The sequence below is a fragment of the Pectobacterium jejuense genome, from assembly GCF_026800125.1.
In the GTDB taxonomy this organism is placed as follows: domain Bacteria; phylum Pseudomonadota; class Gammaproteobacteria; order Enterobacterales; family Enterobacteriaceae; genus Pectobacterium; species Pectobacterium jejuense.
In genome coordinates this window covers 141128-161606 of record NZ_JAPQKX010000011.1, presented here as the reverse complement: position 1 = coordinate 161606, position 20479 = coordinate 141128, and the positions used below count along the sequence as shown (strand labels likewise).

The following is a 20479-nucleotide window of genomic DNA, read 5'->3' as shown; positions in this document are numbered from 1 at the left end:
ACGATGTTCGGAAAACTTACACTCGATGCGGTTCCGTATCACGAACCCATTATTATGGTCACCGTGGCGGCGATCATCGTTGGCGGCCTTGGGCTGCTGGCGGCAATAACCTATTTCGGTAAGTGGAAATGGCTGTGGGCCGAATGGTTCACCTCCGTAGACCACAAGAAAATCGGTATCATGTACATCATCGTCGGTCTGGTGATGATGATACGTGGTTTTGCCGATGCCATCATGATGCGTGGCCAGCAGGTGCTGGCCTCTGCCGGGCAAGAAGGCTTCCTAAACGCTCACCACTACGATCAGATTTTCACCGCGCACGGTGTCATCATGATCTTCTTTGTGGCGACACCGTTTGTCGTTGGTCTGATGAACCTTGCGGTTCCTTTGCAGATCGGTGCGCGTGACGTTGCTTTCCCCTTCCTGAACTCCCTCAGCTTCTGGCTGTTTGTTGTCGGCGTTATCTTGATCAACCTCTCTCTTGGGGTCGGCGAGTTCGCACAGACGGGTTGGGTGGCGTATCCGCCGCTGTCAGGTAAGGAGTACAGTCCTGGCGTCGGGGTAGATTACTGGATATGGAGTCTACAGATATCCGGTATCGGTACTACGCTGACGGGTGTTAACTTCTTCGCTACTATTCTGAAGATGCGTGCGCCTGGCATGACGCTGATGAAAATGCCAGTATTTACCTGGACAGCACTGTGTACCAACGTGCTGATCATCGCCGCATTCCCGATATTGACCGTTACCATTGCGCTGCTGACGCTTGACCGTTACCTCGGCACCCATTTCTTTACCAATGATATGGGTGGCAACATGATGATGTACATCAACCTGATTTGGGCGTGGGGTCATCCTGAGGTTTATATTCTGGTGCTGCCGATCTTTGGTGTTTACTCCGAAGTGGTTGCCACCTTCTGTAAAAAACGTCTGTTTGGCTACACCTCACTGGTATGGGCAACCATTGCGATTACGGTTCTGTCGTTCATCGTTTGGCTGCACCACTTCTTTACCATGGGGTCCGGCGCGAACGTCAACGCCTTCTTTGGTATAGCCACCATGATTATTTCAATCCCGACCGGGGTTAAAATCTTCAACTGGCTGTTCACCATGTATCAAGGCCGTATCCAGTCCCACTCTACGATGCTGTGGACCACAGGCTTCATCATCACCTTCACCATCGGTGGGATGACCGGGGTTCTGCTGGCCGTACCGGGCGCGAACTTTGTCCTGCACAACAGCCTGTTCCTGATTGCTCACTTCCATAACGTGATCATCGGCGGCGTGGTGTTCGGTTGCTTCGCGGGTATTACTTACTGGTTCCCGAAAGCCTTTGGCTTCACCCTGAACGAAACCTGGGGTAAGCGCGCGTTCTGGTTCTGGATTATCGGCTTCTTCGTTGCCTTCATGCCGCTGTACGTCCTCGGCTTCATGGGGATGACGCGTCGTCTGAGCCAGCAAATCAACCCTGAATTCCACGCCTTACTGGTCGTGGCTTCCATCGGTGCGGTCTTGATCGGTATCGGTGTGCTGTGTCAGGTTATCCAGTTCTACGTCAGTATCCGTGACCGTCACCAAAACCGTGACCTGACGGGCGACCCGTGGGGTGGACGTACGCTGGAGTGGGCAACTTCTTCTCCTGCGCCGTTCTACAACTTCGCTGTCGTGCCGCATGTTGACGAGCGTGATGCGTTCTGGGAAGCGAAAGAGAAAGGTGAAGCTTACAAGCGCCCTGCCAGCTATGAAGAGATTCACATGCCGAAGAACACCGGCGCCGGTGTGATTATCTCCGCATTCAGCCTGGTATTCGGTTTTGCCATGATCTGGCATATCTGGTGGCTTGCCATCGCTGGCTTCGCTGGCATGATTGTGACCTGGATTGTGCATAGCTTTAATCAAGACGTGGATTACTACGTGCCGATTAAAGAAATTGAGCAAATTGAGAATCAGAATTTTGATCAACTCAGTAAGGCAGGCGTGAAACATGTCAACTGAAACTCTGACTAACCACAATACTGCCCATGCCGAGCATGGGCACCACGACGCAGGAGCCAACAAAGTATTCGGCTTCTGGGTCTACCTGATGAGCGACCTGATCATTTTCGGGTCACTGTTCGCAACCTATGCGGTACTGGTTAACGGTACTGCGGGTGGCCCAACCGGGAAAGAGCTTTTCCAACTGCCTTTCGTGCTGGTGGAAACGTTCGCGCTGTTGTTCAGTAGTATTACCTACGGCATGGCGATGATCGCCATGAACAAGGGCAACAAATCTCAGGTTAATACCTGGTTAGGCGTGACCTTCCTGTTCGGTCTGGTGTTTATCGGGATGGAAATCTATGAATTCCATCACCTGATCGTGGAAGGCTATGGCCCGGATCGCAGCGCGTTCCTGTCCGCCTTCTTCGCACTGGTCGGCACCCACGGGCTGCACGTAACAGGCGGTCTGATTTGGTTGGTCATCATGATGATTCAGGTCTCTAAACGTGGCCTGACTGCAACCAACAAAACACGTCTGATGTGCCTGAGTCTGTTCTGGCACTTCCTCGACGTGGTATGGATCTGTGTCTTCACCGTTGTTTATCTGCTGGGGGCAATGTAATGAGTCATTCAACAACCGATCATGCAGGTGCCAGCCACGGCAGCGTGAAGTCATACGTGATAGGTTTTGTTCTGTCTGTAATTTTGACAGTGATTCCTTTCAGTATGGTCATGAGCGGCACAGCCTCACATAGCGCCATTCTTTTCACGGTGGTGGGATGTGCAGTGGTTCAGATTCTGGTACATCTGGTGTACTTCCTGCACCTGAATACGTCCTCAGAAGAGCGCTGGAACGTGGTGGCTCTTGTGTTTGCCGTCCTGATTATCGCTATTGTCGTCGTGGGCTCCATCTGGATTATGATGAGCGCACACCACAATATGATGATCCAGTAACAGAGCCGTAAAAGATGATTAAGCAATACCTGCAAGTTACTAAACCAGGAATTATTTTCGGAAATCTGATTTCCGTTATCGGTGGATTTCTCCTTGCGGCCCAAGGCCGCATTGATTATCCCCTGTTTTTCGCCACCCTCGTGGGTGTGTCGTTCGTCGTTGCATCTGGCTGCGTGTTTAACAACGTCATTGACCGCGACATCGACAAGAAAATGGAGAGAACCAAAAATCGGGTTCTGGTAAAGGGACTGATTTCGCTGAAGGTAACGCTGGTTTACGCATCGCTGTTAGGTATTGCGGGCTTTGCTCTGCTCTACATCGCGGCTAACCCGCTGGCCATGTGGCTGGCGGTGATGGGCTTCGTCGTGTATGTCGGTGTGTATAGCCTGTACATGAAGCGGCATTCTGTTTATGGCACGCTGATTGGCAGCCTGTCGGGCGCGGCACCACCGGTTATCGGTTACTGTGCCGTCAGCAACCAGTTCGACGCTGGCGCGTTGATTCTGCTGCTGATCTTTAGCCTGTGGCAGATGCCGCATTCATACGCGATTGCGATTTTCCGCTTCAAGGATTATCAGGCCGCCAACATCCCGGTACTGCCTGTTGTGAAAGGTATCTCCGTTGCGAAACACCACATCACGCTGTACATCGTGGCGTTTGCAGTAGCGACCCTGATGCTGTCTCTCGGCGGCTATGCCGGCTATAAATATCTGATCGTTGCCGCAGCAGTTAGCGTCTGGTGGTTGGGTATGGCGCTGTCAGGCTATAAAAATGCGATTGATGACCGTGTATGGGCAAGAAAACTGTTTGTTTTCTCGATTGTCGCGATTACCTCGCTGAGCGTCATGATGTCTGTGGATTCAATGGCACCAGCGCATGAAATCATGCTGACCTACCTGCGTTAATCACAAGCAGCGTTGCATGCATTAATAAAAACAGGTGGCTTGTCCGCCTGTTTTTTTATGTCGTATTTTCTGCACGCCCCCCTTCACGGCCGTCACAAGCAATGTTGGAAAATGCTCCCTGCATTTTTTATGTCGAGCTTCCTGCTCTCCCCCTTCGGGCCGTCGCAAAAGCGACGTTGAAAAACGCTCCCTGCGTTTTTTTCTTTCCCCTCCCCTACTTTTTCCCCCGCCAAATCACGTAACAAACCTATCGTTTACTGTCTGACCAAGAACACACTAAAATAGGGTAATTGCTTTTCAGAGGTACACATGAACGATAATAAAATGACCCCTGGCGAATTACGCGCCACATGGGGCTTAGGAGCCGTTTTTTCACTACGCATGCTTGGCATGTTTATGGTGTTGCCCGTCCTGACAACTTACGGCATGGCCTTACAGGGTGCCAGTGAAGCGCTGATCGGTATTGCAATTGGCATTTATGGCCTGATGCAGGCTATTTTCCAGATTCCCTTCGGCCTGGCCTCTGACCGCATCGGCAGAAAACCCCTGATCGTTGGGGGATTGCTGATTTTTGCTCTCGGTAGCGTCATCGCTGCACTGAGCGACTCTATCTGGGGCATTATCCTTGGCCGGGCACTGCAAGGCGCGGGAGCCATCTCCGCTGCCGTTATGGCGCTGCTTTCCGACCTGACGCGTGAGCAGAACCGAACCAAAGCCATGGCGTTCATCGGTGTGAGCTTCGGCGTCACCTTTGCTATCGCGATGGTCGTTGGGCCTATCGTTACCCACGCCTTCGGTCTACAGGCGCTCTTCTGGGGCATCGCCCTTCTGTCACTCGCAGGTATTGTCATAACCCTGACGCTGATTCCTTCCGCACCTGAGCACGTTCTGAATCGAGAATCGGCGATGGTGCGTGGCAGTTTCCGCAAAGTGCTCAGCAATAGCCGCCTGCTGAAACTGAATATCGGCATCATGTGTCTGCATATTTTATTGATGTCGAGCTTCGTCGCCCTGCCGCGCGTAATGGAATCGGTGGGGCTGGCACCGCAGGACCATTGGAAAGTCTATCTGACCACGATGCTGATCTCTTTTGCCGGCGTCGTGCCTTTCATCATTTATGCTGAAGTGAAAAGACGCATGAAGCGGGTCTTCATCGGCTGCATCGTGGTACTGATCGCGGCAGAGGTTGTCTTATGGGCGGCGGGTAACCATCTTTGGCAAATTATCATCGGCGTACAGTTGTTCTTCCTCGCCTTCAACGTCATGGAAGCGCTGCTGCCTTCGCTGATTAGCAAGGAATCACCTGCGGGATATAAAGGCACCGCAATGGGAGTTTACTCCACCACGCAGTTTATCGGTGTAGCCATTGGCGGGAGCCTCGGCGGCGGACTGTTTGAACTTTATGGTGCCTCTGCCGTATTCATGGCTGGCGCGGCCATTGCAGCCATCTGGCTGCTCGTCAGCTTCACCATGCAAGAACCGCCTTATCTCAGCAGCCTGAGAATTACCCTGCCTGATTTAGCGCTGCGCGATAGTGAATTGGAACAGAAAATACGTACCCAACCCGGCGTTGCAGAAGTTGTCGTCGTGCCGGATGAACAGAGTGCCTATGTGAAGATCGATAACAAAAAGACCAATCGGCAGCAGTTAGAGCAGTTGGTAGGACAGAACTAAATAGAAAGGCCAGCTTTCGCTGGCCTTTTTGTTCATCGGTGGCTGACTAAAAGTATCAATCGCGGAAGTTGGTAAACTGGAACGGTTGCCCCAGATTCCCGCCGCGAATCAACGCCATCACACCCTGCAAATCATCGCGTGATTTACCGGTGACGCGAACCTGTTCACCCTGAATCTGCGCCTGCACTTTCAGTTTGCTGTCTTTGATCAGCTTGACGATTTTCTTCGCCTGCGTGGTCTCAATGCCCTGCTTCAGCTTCGCTTCCACGCTGTACGTTTTACCGCTATGCTCGAACTCTTCCGGGACGTCTAACGCACCGCCTTCAATCCCGCGTTTCAGCAACTTTTCGCGCATAATATCAATCAGCTGTTGCACCTGAAAATCAGACTCGCTGGCCACTTTGATACTCTGTGATTTCTCATTCAGTTCAAAGCTGGCCGGAACATTACGAAAATCCCAACGGGTGCTCAGATCGCGTGTCGCATTTTCCACCGCGTTACGGACTTCCTGCATATCAATTTCCGAAACAATATCGAAAGATGGCATAATTCGCTCTCCTGACAAATTTGGCTGGCGAGCATAATAACCGCTCTTCTGCGATAAGCAAGATGCCAGATACAATCCCGATTTTTACTCGTCATCCGGCAAACAGGCCGAATAACACAAGATCGTGACATGAATGATAGCCTATGATGGCAGAACGACAGCGCCCGCATCAAATAGGGGAGACGTACATGAAAATCACCGTTCTTGGCTGTGGCGCGCTGGGTCAGCTTTGGCTCGCCGCGTTGCATCAGCAAGGGCATGATGTCCAGGGATGGCTGCGCATTCCGCAACCGTATTGTCCAGTCAATGTCACGATGCTGGACGGTCAGCACTGTAATCTCAACCTGACAGCGAACGACCCCGATCATCTTGCCCAAAGCGAACTTCTGCTGGTGACGCTAAAAGCCTGGCAAGTTTCCGATGCCGTTACCGTGCTGTTGCCGCAGCTCAACCCACAGTGCACGATTCTGCTTTTACACAATGGGATGGGTACACAGGAAGAATTACCGCCGCTGCAACAACCGCTAGTACTTGGTATCACCACCCACGCCGCCCGACGCGACATCAATAACGTCGTACACGTTGCGGCAGGCACTACGCATATTGGCACATTTAACGGTGACAGCAGCCAAAGCCATTTAGCTGAAGTGCTGCATCAGGCGTTGCCTGATGTGGCCTGGCACACCAACATTAGTGCCACCTGCTGGCTGAAACTGGCGGCTAACTGCGTCATCAATCCGCTGACAGTGAAATATCACTGCACTAATGGCGAACTTTCTGCCTACCCGGAACTGATTGTGTCGCTTTGTCAGGAGGTGGCCAGCGTCATGGAACGAGAAGGCTTCCACACATCGCCAGATAGCCTGCTGCTCTACGTGAACCAAATTATTCAGAACACTGCGGCAAACACCTCATCGATGTTGCAGGACATCATTGCTCAGCGGCATACCGAAATTGATTACATTACCGGGTATTTACTACACCGTGCGCGCCTCCACGGCCTGACGCTCCCCGAAAATGCCCGTCTGTTTGACTACATTAAGCAAAAGGAAAATGATTATGACCGCATCGGCACTGGTGTGTCTGGCACCTGGTAGTGAAGAAACTGAAGCCGTCACGACCATCGATTTGCTTGTCCGGGCAGGTATTCAGGTCACGCTTGCCAGCGTAGCCAGCGATGGCAATCTTGAAATCGTCTGCTCACGCGGGGTAAGGCTGCTGGCGGATGCCCCGCTGGCTACCGTCGCCGATCGGCCTTTCGATGTGCTGGTGTTACCGGGCGGCCTGCAAGGTGCGGAGTGCTTCCGCGATAGCCCAATACTGGTGGAATGCATTCGACAAGCGCATCTGGAAGGGAAAATTGTCGCTGCGATGTGTGCAACGCCTGCGCTGGTGCTGGAATATCATCAGCTGTTCCCCGTCGGAAACATGACGGGCTATCCTGCGTTTAAGGATAAGATTGCGCCAGAAAAATGGATAGAAAAGCGTGTCGTCTACGATCCGCGCGTGAACCTGTTAACCACACAAGGGCCAGGCACCAGCATGGATTTCGCGCTTAAGATCATTGATTTGCTGCTGGGAAAAGAAAAAGCTGCCGACGTCGCCGCACAGCTCATCCTGCCGCCGGGAATTCATAATTATCGCGATTAGCGTAAATGAGAAAGGCGCTTGCGCGCCTTATTCCTATTACGGACGGTATACCTTCACATTGGTAAAACCTTGCTCACGCAGATACAGCGCCTGTAAACGGCTCATCACGCCACGCTCGCAGTAAAGCAGATAGGTTTTGCTCTGATCCAAATCGCCAAACTGCGTACCCAGCTTGTAGAACGGTAAGGATTTGATTTCGACCTGATCAAGTTCAAGCGGCTTATCGTCCTGCTCATCCGGCGCACGGATATCCAGCAGCACGTCGGTTGGTGCAAACGACGCGACAGTTTCGACTTCAACCACCTCTTGCTTGGTCTGCTCGGCGATCTCACGGATATCAATATTCCGGGCTTCACTCACCACGCGATCCAGGATAGCGAAATCAAAGTGACCTTCTTCGGCCTCAATCTTCGCTTTCACTGCCTTCACAGTCGGGCTTTTCGAGATCACACCACAGTATTCCGGCATCGTTTTGGCGAAATCTTCCGTCCCCAGTTCGCGAGCCTGTTTGATAATGTGCTCTTTATCATGAGAAATCAGCGGACGCAGAATCAGTGTGTCGGAGGCATTATCGATCAAACGCAGGTTGGTCAGCGTCTGGCTAGAGACCTGCCCTAACGCTTCACCAGTCACCAGCGCCTGAACACCGTAACGCTCAGCAACTTTGGAGGCCGCACGCACCATCATGCGCTTCAGCACGACGCCCATTTGGCCGTCATCGACCTTCTCGAGAATCTCACCCACGACAGGATCGAAGTCGATAGCAATAAAACGCACCCGATGTGAGCTACCAAAGCGGTTCCACAGATAGTGTGCGACCTGTTTCACCCCAATCTCATGTGCTGCACCGCCAAGGTTGAAGAAGCAGTAATGCACACGACATCCGCGACGCATCAGCATATAGCTGGATACGCCGGAGTCGAAACCACCGGAAATCAGTGACAGCACATCTTCTTGTGTACCGATCGGGAAACCGCCGATACCTTCATAGCGTCCTTTAATCAGCAGCAGACGGTCCTGCTCGATTTCCAGATGCACGGTGACCTGCGGTGCAGTGAGGTTGACTCGCGCCGTTTCAATGTGCTGGTTCAAACCGCCGCCGACGTAGCGTTCTACGTCCTGCGAGCTGAATTCATGCTTACCGCGGCGTTTCACTCGCACACAAAACGTCTTACCTTCCAACCGCTCACGGTACAGCGCCAGCGCTTGTTCAAAGATATTGTGCACGTCGGTATAGGCGTGATCTTCAACTTCCAGAATATGGTGAATGCCGGGAATTCTTGTCAGCGCATCACGAATCGCCTCACGCTGGCTTTCGTCTTTGGCCCGAACTTCGATATGATCCCAGTGACGGACAACCGCCAGCGTTTCATCATAGTGTTTTAATACGTTGCGAATGTTTCCGGTTAGAATCTTGATAAAGCGCAACCGCACAGATTGGCTCTTGATGGTGATTTCCGGGAACAATTTAATGATAAACTTCATGGTGGCTGTCGTTACTTGGTCAGAAAGGCGTAAATAAATTTACCCTGAGCACTAAAATCACGTTATCGGTAAAATCAGCCAGAACAGGGATGATTTTACCAATAGCATCCAGGGCGCGGAGTATATCATTATATGAAGATATACTGTGCGCTTTAACCGTATAATTGTTGCGCATCCACGGATGGCCACACGCAACACCACGCTCTGCCGCCACAAGCCAACGGCGTATAACACCAGGATTCTGAAACCACTATGCCTAAGAAGACCGAGCAGCCAGTCAGCTTTGAAAGCTCTCTGAACGAACTGGAAAAAATTGTTACCCGCCTCGAATCAGGCGAACTGCCGCTGGACGATGCGCTAAATGAGTTCGAGCATGGCATCCAGCTCGCTCGCCAGGGTCAGCAAAAACTGCAACAGGCAGAACAGCGCGTACAAATCCTGCTGAGCGACGATCCCGAAGCGCCGCTGTCACCGTTTACGCCGGATAACGACTCGCTATGACTGATTTCAGCACGAAACTGAATGCGCATTACCAACGCACTAACCGTATGTTGGGGCATTTCATCGCCGACCTCCCCTTTCAGAGTAGTCCACTGGTCAATGCGATGGAGTATGGCTCACTCTTAGGAGGCAAACGCCTGCGCCCGTTTCTGGTTTATACTACTGGCGAACTGTTTGGCATGCCGTTAGAGAGTCTGGATGCTCCTGCTGCAGCAGTCGAATGTATCCATGCCTATTCATTGATTCATGACGATCTGCCGGCAATGGACGACGACGATTTACGCCGCGGGCAGCCGACTTGCCACATCAAATTTGGCGAAGCCAATGCCATTTTGGCAGGCGATGCATTGCAAACGCTGGCGTTCTCCATTTTGGCCGATGCGCCGATGCCACAGGTTTCTGACCGCGATCGGCTGGCAATGCTCTCAGAATTGGCTCACGCCAGTGGCGTAGCAGGCATGTGCGGTGGTCAGGCTTTCGACCTGGAAGCAGAAGGTCATCAGGTCGATCTGGCCGCGTTAGAGCGGATTCACCGCCACAAAACCGGTGCCTTGATTCGCGCTGCAGTCCGACTAGGCGCACTGGCCGCCGGTGAAACAGGCCGCGCCGCTTTGCCCCATCTGGATCGCTACGCTAACGCGATTGGGCTCGCTTTTCAGGTTCAGGACGATATTCTCGATGTTGTTGGCGACAGCGCGACAACAGGCAAACGTCAGGGTGCAGACCAGCAGCTAGGTAAAAGCACCTATCCCAGTTTACTGGGGTTAGATAACGCACGAAAAAAAGCACAGGAGCTCTATCAGGAATCACTGGCATCGCTTGACGATCTCGTCGCATCCAGCTCAATTCCCCTGAATATTGCCCCATTACAAGCGCTGGCGAATTTCATCGTTGAACGCGATAAGTAATTACCTAATGAGTCTCTAATGAGTTTTGATACCGCGAAGTACCCTACATTGGCGTTAGTGGAAACACCGGATGAACTTCGGTTGTTGCCGAAAGAGAGCCTGCCAAAGCTATGCGATGAGCTGCGCCAATATCTGCTGGACAGCGTCAGCCGTTCAAGCGGCCATTTTGCTTCAGGGTTAGGGACGGTTGAATTAACGGTTGCACTGCATTACGTCTATAACACTCCTTTCGATCATCTGGTGTGGGATGTCGGCCATCAGGCTTATCCGCACAAGATCATTACCGGCCGTCGCGATCGTATTTCAACGATCCGTCAAAAAGGCGGCTTGCACCCTTTTCCATGGCGTGATGAAAGCGAATATGACGTATTAAGCGTCGGGCATTCATCAACATCAATCAGTGCCGGACTCGGCATGGCCGTTGCGGCCGAGCGTGAAGGTAAAGGCCGCCGTACCGTTTGTGTGATTGGTGATGGCGCGATTACCGCAGGCATGGCCTTTGAGGCGATGAACCATGCGGGCGACATCAAATCCGACCTGCTGGTTGTGTTGAACGACAATGAAATGTCGATTTCAGAAAACGTCGGCGCACTGAACAACCATCTGGCGCAGCTGTTATCCGGCAAGCTCTACGCCAGCCTGCGCGAAGGCGGTAAAAAGGTCTTATCCGGCCTACCGCCTATCAAAGAGCTGGTGAAACGCACCGAAGAACACCTTAAAGGCATGGTCGTACCAGGCACGCTATTTGAAGAGCTGGGTTTTAACTATATCGGCCCAGTTGATGGTCATGACGTCCAGGCGCTGGCGCATACACTGAAAAATATGCGCAGCCTGAAAGGCCCGCAGCTCCTGCACATCATGACGAAGAAAGGCAAAGGTTACGCCCCTGCCGAACAGGATCCGATCAGTTGGCACGCCGTGCCGAAATTCGATCCGGCCAGCGGCACATTGCCGAAAAGCAAAGAAGGTGCCCAACCCACCTATTCCAAAATCTTCGGTCAATGGCTACAGGAAACGGCCGCCAAAGACAGCAAGCTGATGGCAATCACGCCTGCAATGCGCGAAGGCTCGGGTATGGTGCAATTCTCCCGCGACTATCCACAGCAATATTTTGACGTCGCGATTGCCGAACAGCATGCCGTCACGTTTGCTGCCGGTCTGGCTGTCGGTGGTTATCATCCGGTTGTCGCCATTTACTCCACTTTCCTGCAGCGTGCCTACGATCAGGTCATCCACGATGTGGCGATCCAGAATCTACCGGTTCTATTTGCTATCGATCGCGGCGGTATTGTTGGTGCGGATGGGCAAACGCATCAGGGCGCGTTCGATCTCTCTTTCTTACGCTGTATCCCGAACATGATCATCATGACGCCCAGCGATGAAAATGAGTGCCGCCAGATGCTGCACACGGGCTATCACTACCAGAAAGGCCCTACGGCAGTGCGCTATCCGCGCGGAAATGGTACGGGTACGGAACTGACGCCACTATCAGAACTGCCAATCGGTAAAGGCGTGGTGCGTCGTCAGGGCGAAACGATCGCGATTCTGAACTTCGGGACGCTCTTGCCGGAAGCCCAGATTGCCGCGGAGAAATTAAACGCCACGCTCGTCGACATGCGTTTTGTGAAACCGCTGGATGAAGCATTACTTGAAGAGCTGGCGCAGTCCCACAGCACGTTTGTGACGTTGGAAGAAAATGCGGTCATGGGCGGTGCAGGGAGCGGCGTGAATGAATTCCTGATGGCGAAACGCCTTGCCGTCCCGGTGCTGAACATTGGGCTACCGGACGTCTTTATCCCACAAGGTTCTCAGGAAGAAATCCGTGTCGATCTGGGTCTGGATGCCGCAGGCATCGAGCGCAGAATCACGCAGTGGATGGAATAAGCGACTCACGATAACCGGGGCACATGGCCCCGGTTCAATAATAATGTCAGTGATTCAATAACGCAGTAACGTCAGAATATCGGCCAGTGATAGCCGATAAAGTAGATAATCCCCGCCGAGATAACCCCCGCGACGATATCGTCGATCATGATTCCCATGCCGCCATGCACGTTGCGATCGAACCAGCGAATCGGCCAGGGTTTCCAGATATCCAGACAGCGGAAGACGACAAACCCAGCTGCTACCCATTGCCACTTATCCACCGGAATCGCCATCAGGGTAATCCACATGCCGACAAATTCGTCCCAGACGATGCTGCCGTGATCGTGAACGCCCATATCTTTCGCGGTCTGATGGCACAGGTAAACACCGATACAAATGCTCAGCATGACCAACAGCGAATACAATTCAAGCGGCAGGAACGACATGAGGTACCACAGTGGAATCGCCGCCAGCGACCCTACCGTACCCGGCATCCAGGGAGACAGACCGCTGCCAAATCCGGTTGCCAGCAGGTGCCACGGATTACTCAGCCGTAAGCGGCGTTTTGCCACTTCAGCACCCTTCGCCTTGTTCGCAGAGTCAGTTTTGCTCGCTAAAATGGTCATACCCCTTCCAGTTCAGCTCGGTCGCTTTATTATCTCTGAAAAAGCGTAGCCCTTCAGAGGAAGGCCCGATTTGCCCGATGCAGGTGTAGTCAGCGCCGAGATGACCCAAGGCCAGTTCCAGCGCACCACGGTTAATTTCCGGCACGGTAAAGCACAACTCATAATCTTCGCCGCCAGATAGCGCCCAACGCAACGCCTGTTCTTCATCGACGCAGCCCCGCAGCCAATCAGATTGTGGGATCGCGTCCAGATTAATACGCGCGCCGCACTCGCTGGCTTTAAGTATATGCTGTAGATCGGAGATGAGGCCGTCGGAAAGATCGATAGCTGAGCTGGCAAGATCGCGCAACGCCTGACCTTGCAGGATTCTCGGCTGAGGACGAAGGTGACGTTGGATCAATCCCTGACGTGCCTTTTCATCATCAACGTGCAGTGTATTCTGGAGAATAGCCAGACCGGCCGCGCTGTCGCCTAATGAACCCGTAACATAAATCCAGTCACCAATTCTGGCCCCGCGACGCGTCAACGCCCGGCCTGCTGGCACCAGACCGTGGATAGTCAGCGTCAGGCTCAGCGGGCCGCGCGTCGTATCACCACCCACCAATTGCATACCATAGTAATCAAGCAGCTCAAACAAGCTGTCGCTGTAGGCGGATAGCCACTGGCTATTGCTTTTCGGTAGGGTAATGGCCAGAGAAAGCCAGGCAGGATCGGCGCCCATTGCAGCCAGATCGCTTAAATTGACCGCCAGAGATTTGTATCCCAGATCGGCGGGATCGATATCGGGTAGGAAATGAACGCCAGATACCAGCGTGTCGGTACTTACCGCCAGCATCTGCTTATCTGCCACCGTCAGTAACGCACAGTCATCACCGATGCCTAACTCAACATCGCGACGTGAACTTCGGACCCGATTAAAATAGCGGGCAATAAGGTCAAACTCACCTTCAACCATAACCTTTCCAGCCAGCCTATCATTCAAAAGCGATCAGGGCCGGATATCCGGCCCTGATTCGATTCATTTTACTTCTTGCCTTTCCGTACACTCGGAGCAGCTTTGTCTAGCACGCCATTCACAAACTTATGGCTATCTTCAGCACCGAAGATTTTAGCCAGTTCGATGGCCTCGTTAATCGCCACCTTGTAAGGAACGTCTTCGCGCTTGCTCAGCTCAAACATCGCCAAACGCAGAATCGCTTTTTCAACCTGTCCCAATTCCTCAATTTGACGAGACAGGAAAGGTGCCATCAGTTGATCAAGCTTCTCAGCCTGAGTGGCAACACCCGCCAGCAATTCACGGAAATAGGCAATGTCGACATCTTTGACATCCTGCTCGCTCAGGAATTGGTGTTCAACATCGGCAATATCATTTTTAGATATCTGCCAGGAGTAAAGCGCTTGAACCGCACATTCACGAGCGCGGCGACGAGCAGCAGGTTTCACGGAATTCCCCTTACTTAATCAGGCTTACTTAATCGCTTTCAATACATTAATCATTTCTAGCGCGGTCAAAGCAGCTTCAGCACCTTTGTTCCCCGCTTTCGTACCGGCACGCTCAATCGCCTGCTCAATGCTTTCCGTCGTCAGAACGCCGAAAGCAACAGGGATTTCACTGTCCATCGCAACAGAGGACAAGCCTGAGCTACATTCGCCAGCAACAAATTCAAAATGCGCTGTTCCACCACGGATGACCGTTCCCAGAGCAATCACGGCATCATATCCACCATTTTTCGCGCTTTTGGTCAGTGCACGAACCGTTAATGGCAGTTCATAAGCACCCGGCACCCAGACAACGGTGATATTTTCGTCTTTAACCTGACCGATGCGTTTCAATGCATCAATCGCACCTTCCAGCAGGCTGTCGTTAATAAAATGGTTAAAACGCGCAATCGCAATCGCCACACGGGCATCAGGAGTAGCAACAACACCTTCGATAACGTTCATAGCTTTCCTTGTATCTGGTCTTTATGGCCCGCAGGGGGGCGGATTCTATCATAATTTTTGTTGGCACGTATCCGGTTTTGTCGGACCTGCACCACGTATTTACATACACATCAGAATTTAGGTTTCAGGCGTAATCGCAAATCTGGGCCAACCTGGCGAACGTCTGCGATATCAAATTCTGGTGCCTGAGACAGCTGATCCAGTCCGGGCAAGAGGCACAGCGAACGGGCATTTTCGCCCAACAGTTTGGGGGCAAGATAAACGATAAGTTCATCAACAACGCCAGCATTAAGCAGCGCACCGGCCAGACTGGCCCCGGCTTCGACCCAGACGGAGTTAATCTGCCGTCTCCCCAGTACCATCATCAACGCCACCAGATCAACACCGCCATTGTGCTGCGGTAGCATCACTTGTTCAACGCCCTGCGGCCACGCCTGTTCATCCGCCTGCACGCGCGCCAGCCAGGTCACACCCGGTTGGCTAACAATCCGATGCTGCGGCGTGACGCGCTGCTGGCTGTCCACAATCACCCGCACGGGTTGCCTGAGATCTGATTCTGAATAGCGTTTCTGCACATCGTCACCCAGCTCTGACCAGCGTACAGTAAGAGAAGGATCGTCGGCTAACACCGTCGCACTGCTGCTCAGAATCGCTGCGCTCTGCGCACGAAAACGCTGCACATCCTGACGCGCCTGCGGTGAGGTAATCCACTGGCTTTCTCCCGACGCCATCGCAGTACGCCCATCCAAAGACGCCGCCATTTTGAGCTGCACGTAAGGAAAGCCCGTCCGCATGCGTTTCAGGAAACCTACATTCACCTTCTCTGCTTCAGCCATCATCAAACCATGACTGACGGCAATCCCCGCTTGCTGTAAGCGATGCAAACCACGACCCGCCACCTGTGGATTCGGATCCTGCATCGCAGCAACCACGCGGGAAACGCCAGCAGTAATCAACGCATCGGCGCAAGGTGGCGTGCGGCCATGGTGGCTACACGGTTCCAACGTGACGTAGGCCGTCGCACCACGTGCACGTTCCCCCGCCATTCTCAGCGCATGCACCTCCGCGTGTGGCTCACCAGCACGAAAATGATAGCCTTCACCTACAATTTCGCCATCACGAACAATCACGCAGCCAACATTAGGGTTGGGTGCGGTCGTGAAACGGCCACGACGCGCCAGCTCTAACGCGCGCGCCATGTATAATTCATCCTGCGGCAAGTGGCCGTTTTCCTGAAAAGCGCTCATTCCCGAACCTCTTATCTCTATTGCGCCGACGCGACTTAATCCTGCAAACGCGCAATCTCTTCGCCAAATTCACGGATATCTTCAAAGCTGCGATACACCGATGCAAAGCGGATATAAGCCACTTTATCCAGCTTTCTCAATGCTTCCATCACCAGATTCCCCACCATCTTGGTGGTAACCTCGCGTTCTCCGGTAGCGCGAAGATGAGATTTAATGTGATTAAGCGCCATTTCGACGTCATCAGAACTAACCGGCCTTTTTTCCAGCGCCTTCAGCATACCGCTACGCAATTTATCCTCATTAAAAGGCTCGCGTACTTCATTGCTTTTGATGACTCGCGGCATCACCAGTTCAGCCACTTCAAACGTGGTGAAGCGTTCATGACAAACCAGACACTGCCGACGACGACGTACTTGCGAACCTTCGCCGACCAGACGGGAATCAATGACTTTGGTATCAACAGCGGAACAAAACGGGCAATGCATGATGTGTCCTGACCAGTAATCCTTAAACGTAGCGACAGTTTACCCTGAATTAACGGACTAACCAAAACTCCTGATCCACGTTGCGAAGGGTTTCGCATCTTTCCGGTAATAGGATGAAAAAAGCTGTCTCACCTATGACTTAGGCTTAATCGCAGCTAAACTCAGCAACAGGGATCAACGGATCAATGAATAAAAACATCGAAAGGGGAACCACAGATATGAGAACCCGATATCACGTACTGGCCTTCCTGCCGGCGCTAATTTTGCTCGCAGGGTGCGCTGAACAGCGCCAGATGCCCAAATTGCAGAATCAGATAGGCCAGCTCAATCAGCAATTACAAACGCTGACCGATCAGGCCACGGCGTTAGAGCGACAAAATGCGTTGAATTCCCAGTCCACCTCCGGCGTTTATTTACTGCCAGCAGCACAAACCAGCACCGTACTGGAAAGCAGTATCGGCAGGCTAAACGTATCGTTACGCAACATCGAGACTGAAGCAAACGGAACAAGCGCGTTGCTGCACATTCGCACGCTTGATGCGAAGGGGCTACCGGCCTTTGGTGCACAGCTTGACTGGGGACGGCTCGATCCTGTGAGCGGGAAGCCTTTAGCTGGCGACACGCAAACACAGTCGTTTGTCGTCTCCCCTACTCTGTTACCAAAAGCCGAAGCGATTATTGAATTACGCCTGAGCGGCCTGTCGCCAGAAGAACTCGGCTTTGTTCGTTTACATCAGGTTCAGGAAATACAGAGTCCGCCCCCCGTTGCCGCAACCGAGTCCCCCTAGTAAACGTATTTCCCAACGCTAAGATGCAAAAAACCCCGCATTGCGGGGTTTTTTTATGTTTACAGTCGGCAGATTAAGGCAGGATAGACGGTTGGTCCGCCCCTTCTTTTTCCACTTTCTGAACGATCAGGTGTTCACGCTTCATACCCAGTTTCAACGCCAGAGCAGAAGAAACGTAGATAGAAGAGATCGTACCGATGATCACACCGATAAACATCGTCAACGAGAAGCCATGCAACAATGCACCACCGAAGACCATGAGAATCACAATCATCGCCAGCGTGGTCGCTGATGTGATGATGGTACGGTGCAACGTCTGTGTCAGAGAGATGTTGGTAATCTCGTAAGGTGTACCACGACGAACCTTGCGGAAGTTCTCACGAATACGGTCAGATACTACGATTTTATCGTTAAGTGAATAACCAATTACCGACATCAGCGACGCAATGATCGTTAGGTCAATCTCAATAGAGAACAGAGATAGCAGACCCATCGTGATGATCGTATCGTGCGCCAAAGCCAGTACGGCCCCCATCGCCAGACGCCATTCAAAACGAAAACCGATATAAATGAGGATAGCAATCAGCGCAGACATCAGCGCCAATGCGCCCGCCTGTGCCAAATCACTCCCCACGCTCGGTCCGACAAACTCAATACGCTTTACCGTCGCATGCTGCTGGAAGGTATCGTTCACCACCTTCAGCACTTTGTTACCGAGCGCTTCGTTCTCGCTGCCAGAAACGGGTGGCATACGTACCATCACGTCACGGCTGCTACCGAAATTCTGTACCTGCGGCTCTGAAAACCCAGAGGTCTCTAATGAACTACGCAGGACATCGAGATCGATCGGATTCTCAAGGTTAATCTCAATAACCGTACCACCGGTAAAATCGAGTCCCCAGTTGAAACCACGCACACCCATAATCGCGATAGAAGCGATGATCAGCAGACCGGAAATGGCAAATGCCAATGTGTCCCAGCGCATGAAATCATAGACTTTACGTCCATGATTGAGTTGTTCAATGTTGTATTCCTGTTCCTGTGCCACAACGCACTCCTAGATAGACAGCTTGTTGATACGTTTACCGCCGTAAAGCAGGTTAACGATGGCACGAGTACCGACGATCGCCGTAAACATTGAGGTCGCAATCCCAATCGCAGTCGTGATAGCAAACCCTTTGATAGAACCGGTACCAACCGCATACAGGATGATGACTTTAATCAACGTCGTGACGTTCGCATCAACAATCGAACTGAATGCACCTTTGTAGCCCTCATGAATGGCCTGTTGCACGGAGCGACCATTGCTGAGTTCTTCTTTGATACGTTCGTTAATGAGTACGTTAGCATCGACGGCAACCGCCAGCGTAAGCACGATACCTGCGATACCCGGCATGGTCAGCGTCGCCCCAGGCAACAGCGACATCACGCCGACAATCAACACCAGGTTAGCAACCAGCGCACTGGTCGCGATGACACCAAACTTCTTGTAGAAGAAGACCATAAAGAGGATCGATGCGATCAAGCCCCACAAACAGGCTTCCAGACCCTGAGTGATGTTTTGCATCCCCAGCGTTGGCCCAATGGTACGTTCTTCAACGATCTGGATCGGCGCAATCAGCGCACCCGCACGCAGCAGCAGAGAAAGCTGACGCGCTTCGTTCGGGTTATCAATACCGGTAATACGGAAGCTGTTACCCAGTCGCGACTGAATCGTCGCTACGTTGATCACTTCTTCGTGTTTTTCCAATATCGAACGGCCAGTCGCATCTTTCTTGCCGCTGTCTTTGTATTCCACAAAGAGCGTCGCCATCAGCTTACCGATACTGTCTTTGGTGAAGTTGGACATGGTGTTGCCACCCGCGCTGTCCAGAGAAATATTCACCTGAGGCTGGTTGTATTCATCCGTACTCGATGTCGAATCGGTAATATGGTCGCCCGTCAGAATCACACGCTTGAACAACACCACTGGTGAGCCGTCACGCATGTTCTTCACTTCAGAGTCGCCCGGCACACGGCCGTTCGCCGCTGCGGTTGCATCAGCATTACTGTTGACCAGACGGAATTCCAGCGTCGCGGTTGCACCAAGAATTTCTTTCGCACGCGCCGTGTCCTGAATACCCGGTAACTCAACGACGATGCGATCGGCACCCTGACGCTGTACCAGCGGCTCAGCAACACCCAATTGGTTCACACGGTTACGCAGGATATTGATGTTTTGCTGTACGGCGTATTCACGTGCTTCACGCAGGCGTTCGTCAGACATCACTGCACGCAGCAGATTGCTGCCGCTGCTGCTGAGAACCAGATTGCGGTGACGAGTGGTCAGATAGTTGATGCCCTCATCACGCGTTTGAGCATCACGGAAACGAATTTCGACACCGTAATTATCAATTTTACGCACGGAGGCATAAGGAATGTTCTTCTCACGCAGATCGCTGCGCAAAGAGTCCATTGTTTGTTCTTGTAGTTTACCCAGCGCCGTATCCATATCCACTTCCATCAGGAAGTGAACGCCGCCGCGCAGGTCAAGCCCCAATTTCATCGGTTCAGCGCCCAACAACCGCAGCCAGGTTGGCGTAGCAGGTGCCAGGTTAAGTGCAACGACGAACTTTTCGCCCAGCTCATTAACGAGCGCTTCACGCGCGCGGAGCTGGATATCAGGGTTAGAGAAGCGAGCCAGAATTGCACCGTTTTCCAATGCAATCGACTTACTGGTAATGTTCTGTTCTTTTAAAACATTCTGGACTTGGATCAGCGTCGTTTCGCTGGCGGCGGTTCCCCGCGCGCCAGTAACTTGTACCGCCGGATCCTCACCATATAGGTTAGGAAGTGCGTAGAGCAGGCCGACAAACAACACCACGACCAGCATCAGGTACTTCCACAAAGGATAACGATTTAACACGGCAGTTCCCTTCGGGA

Annotated in this window: 21 protein-coding genes; 11 read left to right on the top strand and 10 right to left on the bottom strand. The window is 52.5% G+C overall.

The window, feature by feature from the left end; all coding sequences use genetic code 11:
- Positions 1–3: 3 nt before the first annotated feature.
- The 5 genes from cyoB (at position 4) to NXT09_RS18990 (ending at position 5510) form a co-directional block, all read left to right on the top strand.
- Positions 4–1995: a cytochrome o ubiquinol oxidase subunit I gene (gene cyoB / locus NXT09_RS19010; protein WP_268580870.1), complete on the top strand. Its 1992-nt coding sequence runs from the start codon at positions 4–6 to the stop codon at positions 1993–1995.
- Complete coding sequence (locus tag NXT09_RS19005) at positions 1985–2599, top strand: cytochrome o ubiquinol oxidase subunit III (protein WP_268580869.1); 615 nt, start codon at positions 1985–1987, stop codon at positions 2597–2599. The genes cyoB and NXT09_RS19005 overlap by 11 nt, the downstream gene beginning before the upstream one ends.
- Positions 2599–2931 carry a cytochrome o ubiquinol oxidase subunit IV gene (locus NXT09_RS19000; RefSeq protein WP_039490482.1) on the top strand — a complete coding sequence of 111 codons (333 nt, stop codon included), beginning with the start codon at positions 2599–2601 and terminating at the stop codon, positions 2929–2931. The genes NXT09_RS19005 and NXT09_RS19000 overlap by 1 nt, the downstream gene beginning before the upstream one ends.
- 14 nt (positions 2932–2945) lie before the next feature.
- Positions 2946–3836, top strand: a complete 891-nt coding sequence (gene cyoE / locus NXT09_RS18995; RefSeq protein WP_039557134.1) for a heme o synthase — start codon at positions 2946–2948, stop codon at positions 3834–3836.
- Between the two features lie 309 nt (positions 3837–4145).
- On the top strand, positions 4146–5510 hold the full coding sequence (locus NXT09_RS18990) for an MFS transporter (protein WP_268580868.1): 1365 nt from the start codon (positions 4146–4148) through the stop codon (positions 5508–5510).
- Positions 5511–5565: 55 nt separating this feature from the next.
- Here the strand turns inward: NXT09_RS18990 and NXT09_RS18985 are convergent, their stop codons facing one another.
- Positions 5566–6057 (bottom strand): YajQ family cyclic di-GMP-binding protein, encoded by a 492-nt coding sequence (locus NXT09_RS18985; protein ID WP_205552808.1) that lies wholly within the window; start codon positions 6055–6057, stop codon positions 5566–5568.
- A 188-nt stretch (positions 6058–6245) separates the two neighbouring features.
- On the opposite strand from NXT09_RS18985, the gene panE reads away from it, so the two are divergent.
- Together panE and yajL are read left to right on the top strand one after the other, a co-directional pair.
- Positions 6246–7154, top strand: a complete 909-nt coding sequence (panE, locus tag NXT09_RS18980; protein ID WP_268580867.1) for a 2-dehydropantoate 2-reductase — start codon at positions 6246–6248, stop codon at positions 7152–7154.
- Entirely contained in the window at positions 7117–7707 is a 591-nt protein-coding gene (yajL, locus tag NXT09_RS18975; protein WP_268580866.1) for a protein deglycase YajL, read from the top strand. Before panE ends, yajL begins: the two co-directional genes overlap by 38 nt.
- A 36-nt stretch (positions 7708–7743) precedes the next feature.
- Here yajL and thiI read toward each other — a convergent pair whose 3' ends face one another.
- Positions 7744–9192, bottom strand: a complete 1449-nt coding sequence (gene thiI, locus NXT09_RS18970) for a tRNA uracil 4-sulfurtransferase ThiI (protein WP_119873857.1) — start codon at positions 9190–9192, stop codon at positions 7744–7746.
- A 252-nt stretch (positions 9193–9444) separates the two neighbouring features.
- On the opposite strand from thiI, the gene xseB reads away from it, so the two are divergent.
- The 3 genes from xseB to dxs are packed head-to-tail and all read left to right on the top strand — an operon-like array spanning position 9445 to position 12485.
- Positions 9445–9693 (top strand): exodeoxyribonuclease VII small subunit, encoded by a 249-nt coding sequence (xseB, locus tag NXT09_RS18965; protein WP_010282080.1) that lies wholly within the window; start codon positions 9445–9447, stop codon positions 9691–9693.
- The gene (ispA, locus tag NXT09_RS18960) at positions 9690–10601 is read left to right on the top strand and encodes a (2E,6E)-farnesyl diphosphate synthase (protein ID WP_240584739.1); all 912 of its coding nucleotides are present in this window, start codon (positions 9690–9692) and stop codon (positions 10599–10601) included. The genes xseB and ispA overlap by 4 nt, the downstream gene beginning before the upstream one ends.
- Positions 10602–10619: 18 nt before the next feature.
- Positions 10620–12485 (top strand): 1-deoxy-D-xylulose-5-phosphate synthase, encoded by a 1866-nt coding sequence (gene dxs, locus NXT09_RS18955; RefSeq protein WP_205552816.1) that lies wholly within the window; start codon positions 10620–10622, stop codon positions 12483–12485.
- 71 nt (positions 12486–12556) lie between these two features.
- On the opposite strand, the gene pgpA is transcribed toward dxs, so the two are convergent.
- From pgpA to nrdR, 6 genes are all read right to left on the bottom strand, one after another.
- Entirely contained in the window at positions 12557–13093 is a 537-nt protein-coding gene (pgpA, locus tag NXT09_RS18950; RefSeq protein WP_010299080.1) for a phosphatidylglycerophosphatase A, read from the bottom strand.
- Positions 13068–14048: a thiamine-phosphate kinase gene (gene thiL, locus NXT09_RS18945; RefSeq protein WP_095993932.1), complete on the bottom strand. Its 981-nt coding sequence runs from the start codon at positions 14046–14048 to the stop codon at positions 13068–13070. The genes pgpA and thiL overlap by 26 nt, the downstream gene beginning before the upstream one ends.
- Positions 14049–14116: 68 nt before the next feature.
- Positions 14117–14536 (bottom strand): transcription antitermination factor NusB, encoded by a 420-nt coding sequence (gene nusB, locus NXT09_RS18940; protein ID WP_205552817.1) that lies wholly within the window; start codon positions 14534–14536, stop codon positions 14117–14119.
- 24 nt (positions 14537–14560) lie between these two features.
- The gene (gene ribH, locus NXT09_RS18935; protein ID WP_012773708.1) at positions 14561–15037 is read right to left on the bottom strand and encodes a 6,7-dimethyl-8-ribityllumazine synthase; all 477 of its coding nucleotides are present in this window, start codon (positions 15035–15037) and stop codon (positions 14561–14563) included.
- Positions 15038–15147: 110 nt separating this feature from the next.
- Entirely contained in the window at positions 15148–16284 is a 1137-nt protein-coding gene (ribD, locus tag NXT09_RS18930) for a bifunctional diaminohydroxyphosphoribosylaminopyrimidine deaminase/5-amino-6-(5-phosphoribosylamino)uracil reductase RibD (protein ID WP_268580865.1), read from the bottom strand.
- A gap of 35 nt (positions 16285–16319) precedes the next feature.
- Positions 16320–16769: a transcriptional regulator NrdR gene (nrdR, locus tag NXT09_RS18925; protein WP_010282042.1), complete on the bottom strand. Its 450-nt coding sequence runs from the start codon at positions 16767–16769 to the stop codon at positions 16320–16322.
- Between the two features lie 218 nt (positions 16770–16987).
- On the opposite strand from nrdR, the gene NXT09_RS18920 reads away from it, so the two are divergent.
- Positions 16988–17557, top strand: coding sequence for a SadB/YajI family lipoprotein (locus NXT09_RS18920; RefSeq protein ID WP_268580864.1), 570 nt, complete (start codon positions 16988–16990; stop codon positions 17555–17557).
- A gap of 73 nt (positions 17558–17630) precedes the next feature.
- Here NXT09_RS18920 and secF read toward each other — a convergent pair whose 3' ends face one another.
- Positions 17631–18542 (bottom strand): protein translocase subunit SecF, encoded by a 912-nt coding sequence (secF, locus tag NXT09_RS18915; RefSeq protein ID WP_240346531.1) that lies wholly within the window; start codon positions 18540–18542, stop codon positions 17631–17633.
- A gap of 72 nt (positions 18543–18614) precedes the next feature.
- Positions 18615–20462, bottom strand: a complete 1848-nt coding sequence (gene secD, locus NXT09_RS18910) for a protein translocase subunit SecD (protein WP_072012398.1) — start codon at positions 20460–20462, stop codon at positions 18615–18617.
- Positions 20463–20479 lie beyond the last annotated feature (17 nt).

Excerpts from the sequence above, each read along its gene's own strand:
- cyoB (WP_268580870.1), top strand. The coding sequence starts at position 4 with ATGTTCGGAAAACTTACACTCGATGCGGTTCCGTATCACGAACCCATT.
- NXT09_RS19005 (WP_268580869.1), top strand. The coding sequence starts at position 1,985 with ATGTCAACTGAAACTCTGACTAACCACAATACTGCCCATGCCGAGCAT.
- NXT09_RS19000 (WP_039490482.1), top strand. The coding sequence starts at position 2,599 with ATGAGTCATTCAACAACCGATCATGCAGGTGCCAGCCACGGCAGCGTG.
- cyoE (WP_039557134.1), top strand. The coding sequence starts at position 2,946 with ATGATTAAGCAATACCTGCAAGTTACTAAACCAGGAATTATTTTCGGA.
- NXT09_RS18990 (WP_268580868.1), top strand. The coding sequence starts at position 4,146 with ATGAACGATAATAAAATGACCCCTGGCGAATTACGCGCCACATGGGGC.
- NXT09_RS18985 (WP_205552808.1), bottom strand. The coding sequence starts at position 6,057 with ATGCCATCTTTCGATATTGTTTCGGAAATTGATATGCAGGAAGTCCGT.
- panE (WP_268580867.1), top strand. The coding sequence starts at position 6,246 with ATGAAAATCACCGTTCTTGGCTGTGGCGCGCTGGGTCAGCTTTGGCTC.
- yajL (WP_268580866.1), top strand. The coding sequence starts at position 7,117 with ATGACCGCATCGGCACTGGTGTGTCTGGCACCTGGTAGTGAAGAAACT.
- thiI (WP_119873857.1), bottom strand. The coding sequence starts at position 9,192 with ATGAAGTTTATCATTAAATTGTTCCCGGAAATCACCATCAAGAGCCAA.
- xseB (WP_010282080.1), top strand. The coding sequence starts at position 9,445 with ATGCCTAAGAAGACCGAGCAGCCAGTCAGCTTTGAAAGCTCTCTGAAC.
- ispA (WP_240584739.1), top strand. The coding sequence starts at position 9,690 with ATGACTGATTTCAGCACGAAACTGAATGCGCATTACCAACGCACTAAC.
- dxs (WP_205552816.1), top strand. The coding sequence starts at position 10,620 with ATGAGTTTTGATACCGCGAAGTACCCTACATTGGCGTTAGTGGAAACA.
- pgpA (WP_010299080.1), bottom strand. The coding sequence starts at position 13,093 with ATGACCATTTTAGCGAGCAAAACTGACTCTGCGAACAAGGCGAAGGGT.
- thiL (WP_095993932.1), bottom strand. The coding sequence starts at position 14,048 with ATGGTTGAAGGTGAGTTTGACCTTATTGCCCGCTATTTTAATCGGGTC.
- ribH (WP_012773708.1), bottom strand. The coding sequence starts at position 15,037 with ATGAACGTTATCGAAGGTGTTGTTGCTACTCCTGATGCCCGTGTGGCG.
- ribD (WP_268580865.1), bottom strand. The coding sequence starts at position 16,284 with ATGAGCGCTTTTCAGGAAAACGGCCACTTGCCGCAGGATGAATTATAC.
- nrdR (WP_010282042.1), bottom strand. The coding sequence starts at position 16,769 with ATGCATTGCCCGTTTTGTTCCGCTGTTGATACCAAAGTCATTGATTCC.
- NXT09_RS18920 (WP_268580864.1), top strand. The coding sequence starts at position 16,988 with ATGAGAACCCGATATCACGTACTGGCCTTCCTGCCGGCGCTAATTTTG.
- secF (WP_240346531.1), bottom strand. The coding sequence starts at position 18,542 with ATGCGCTGGGACACATTGGCATTTGCCATTTCCGGTCTGCTGATCATC.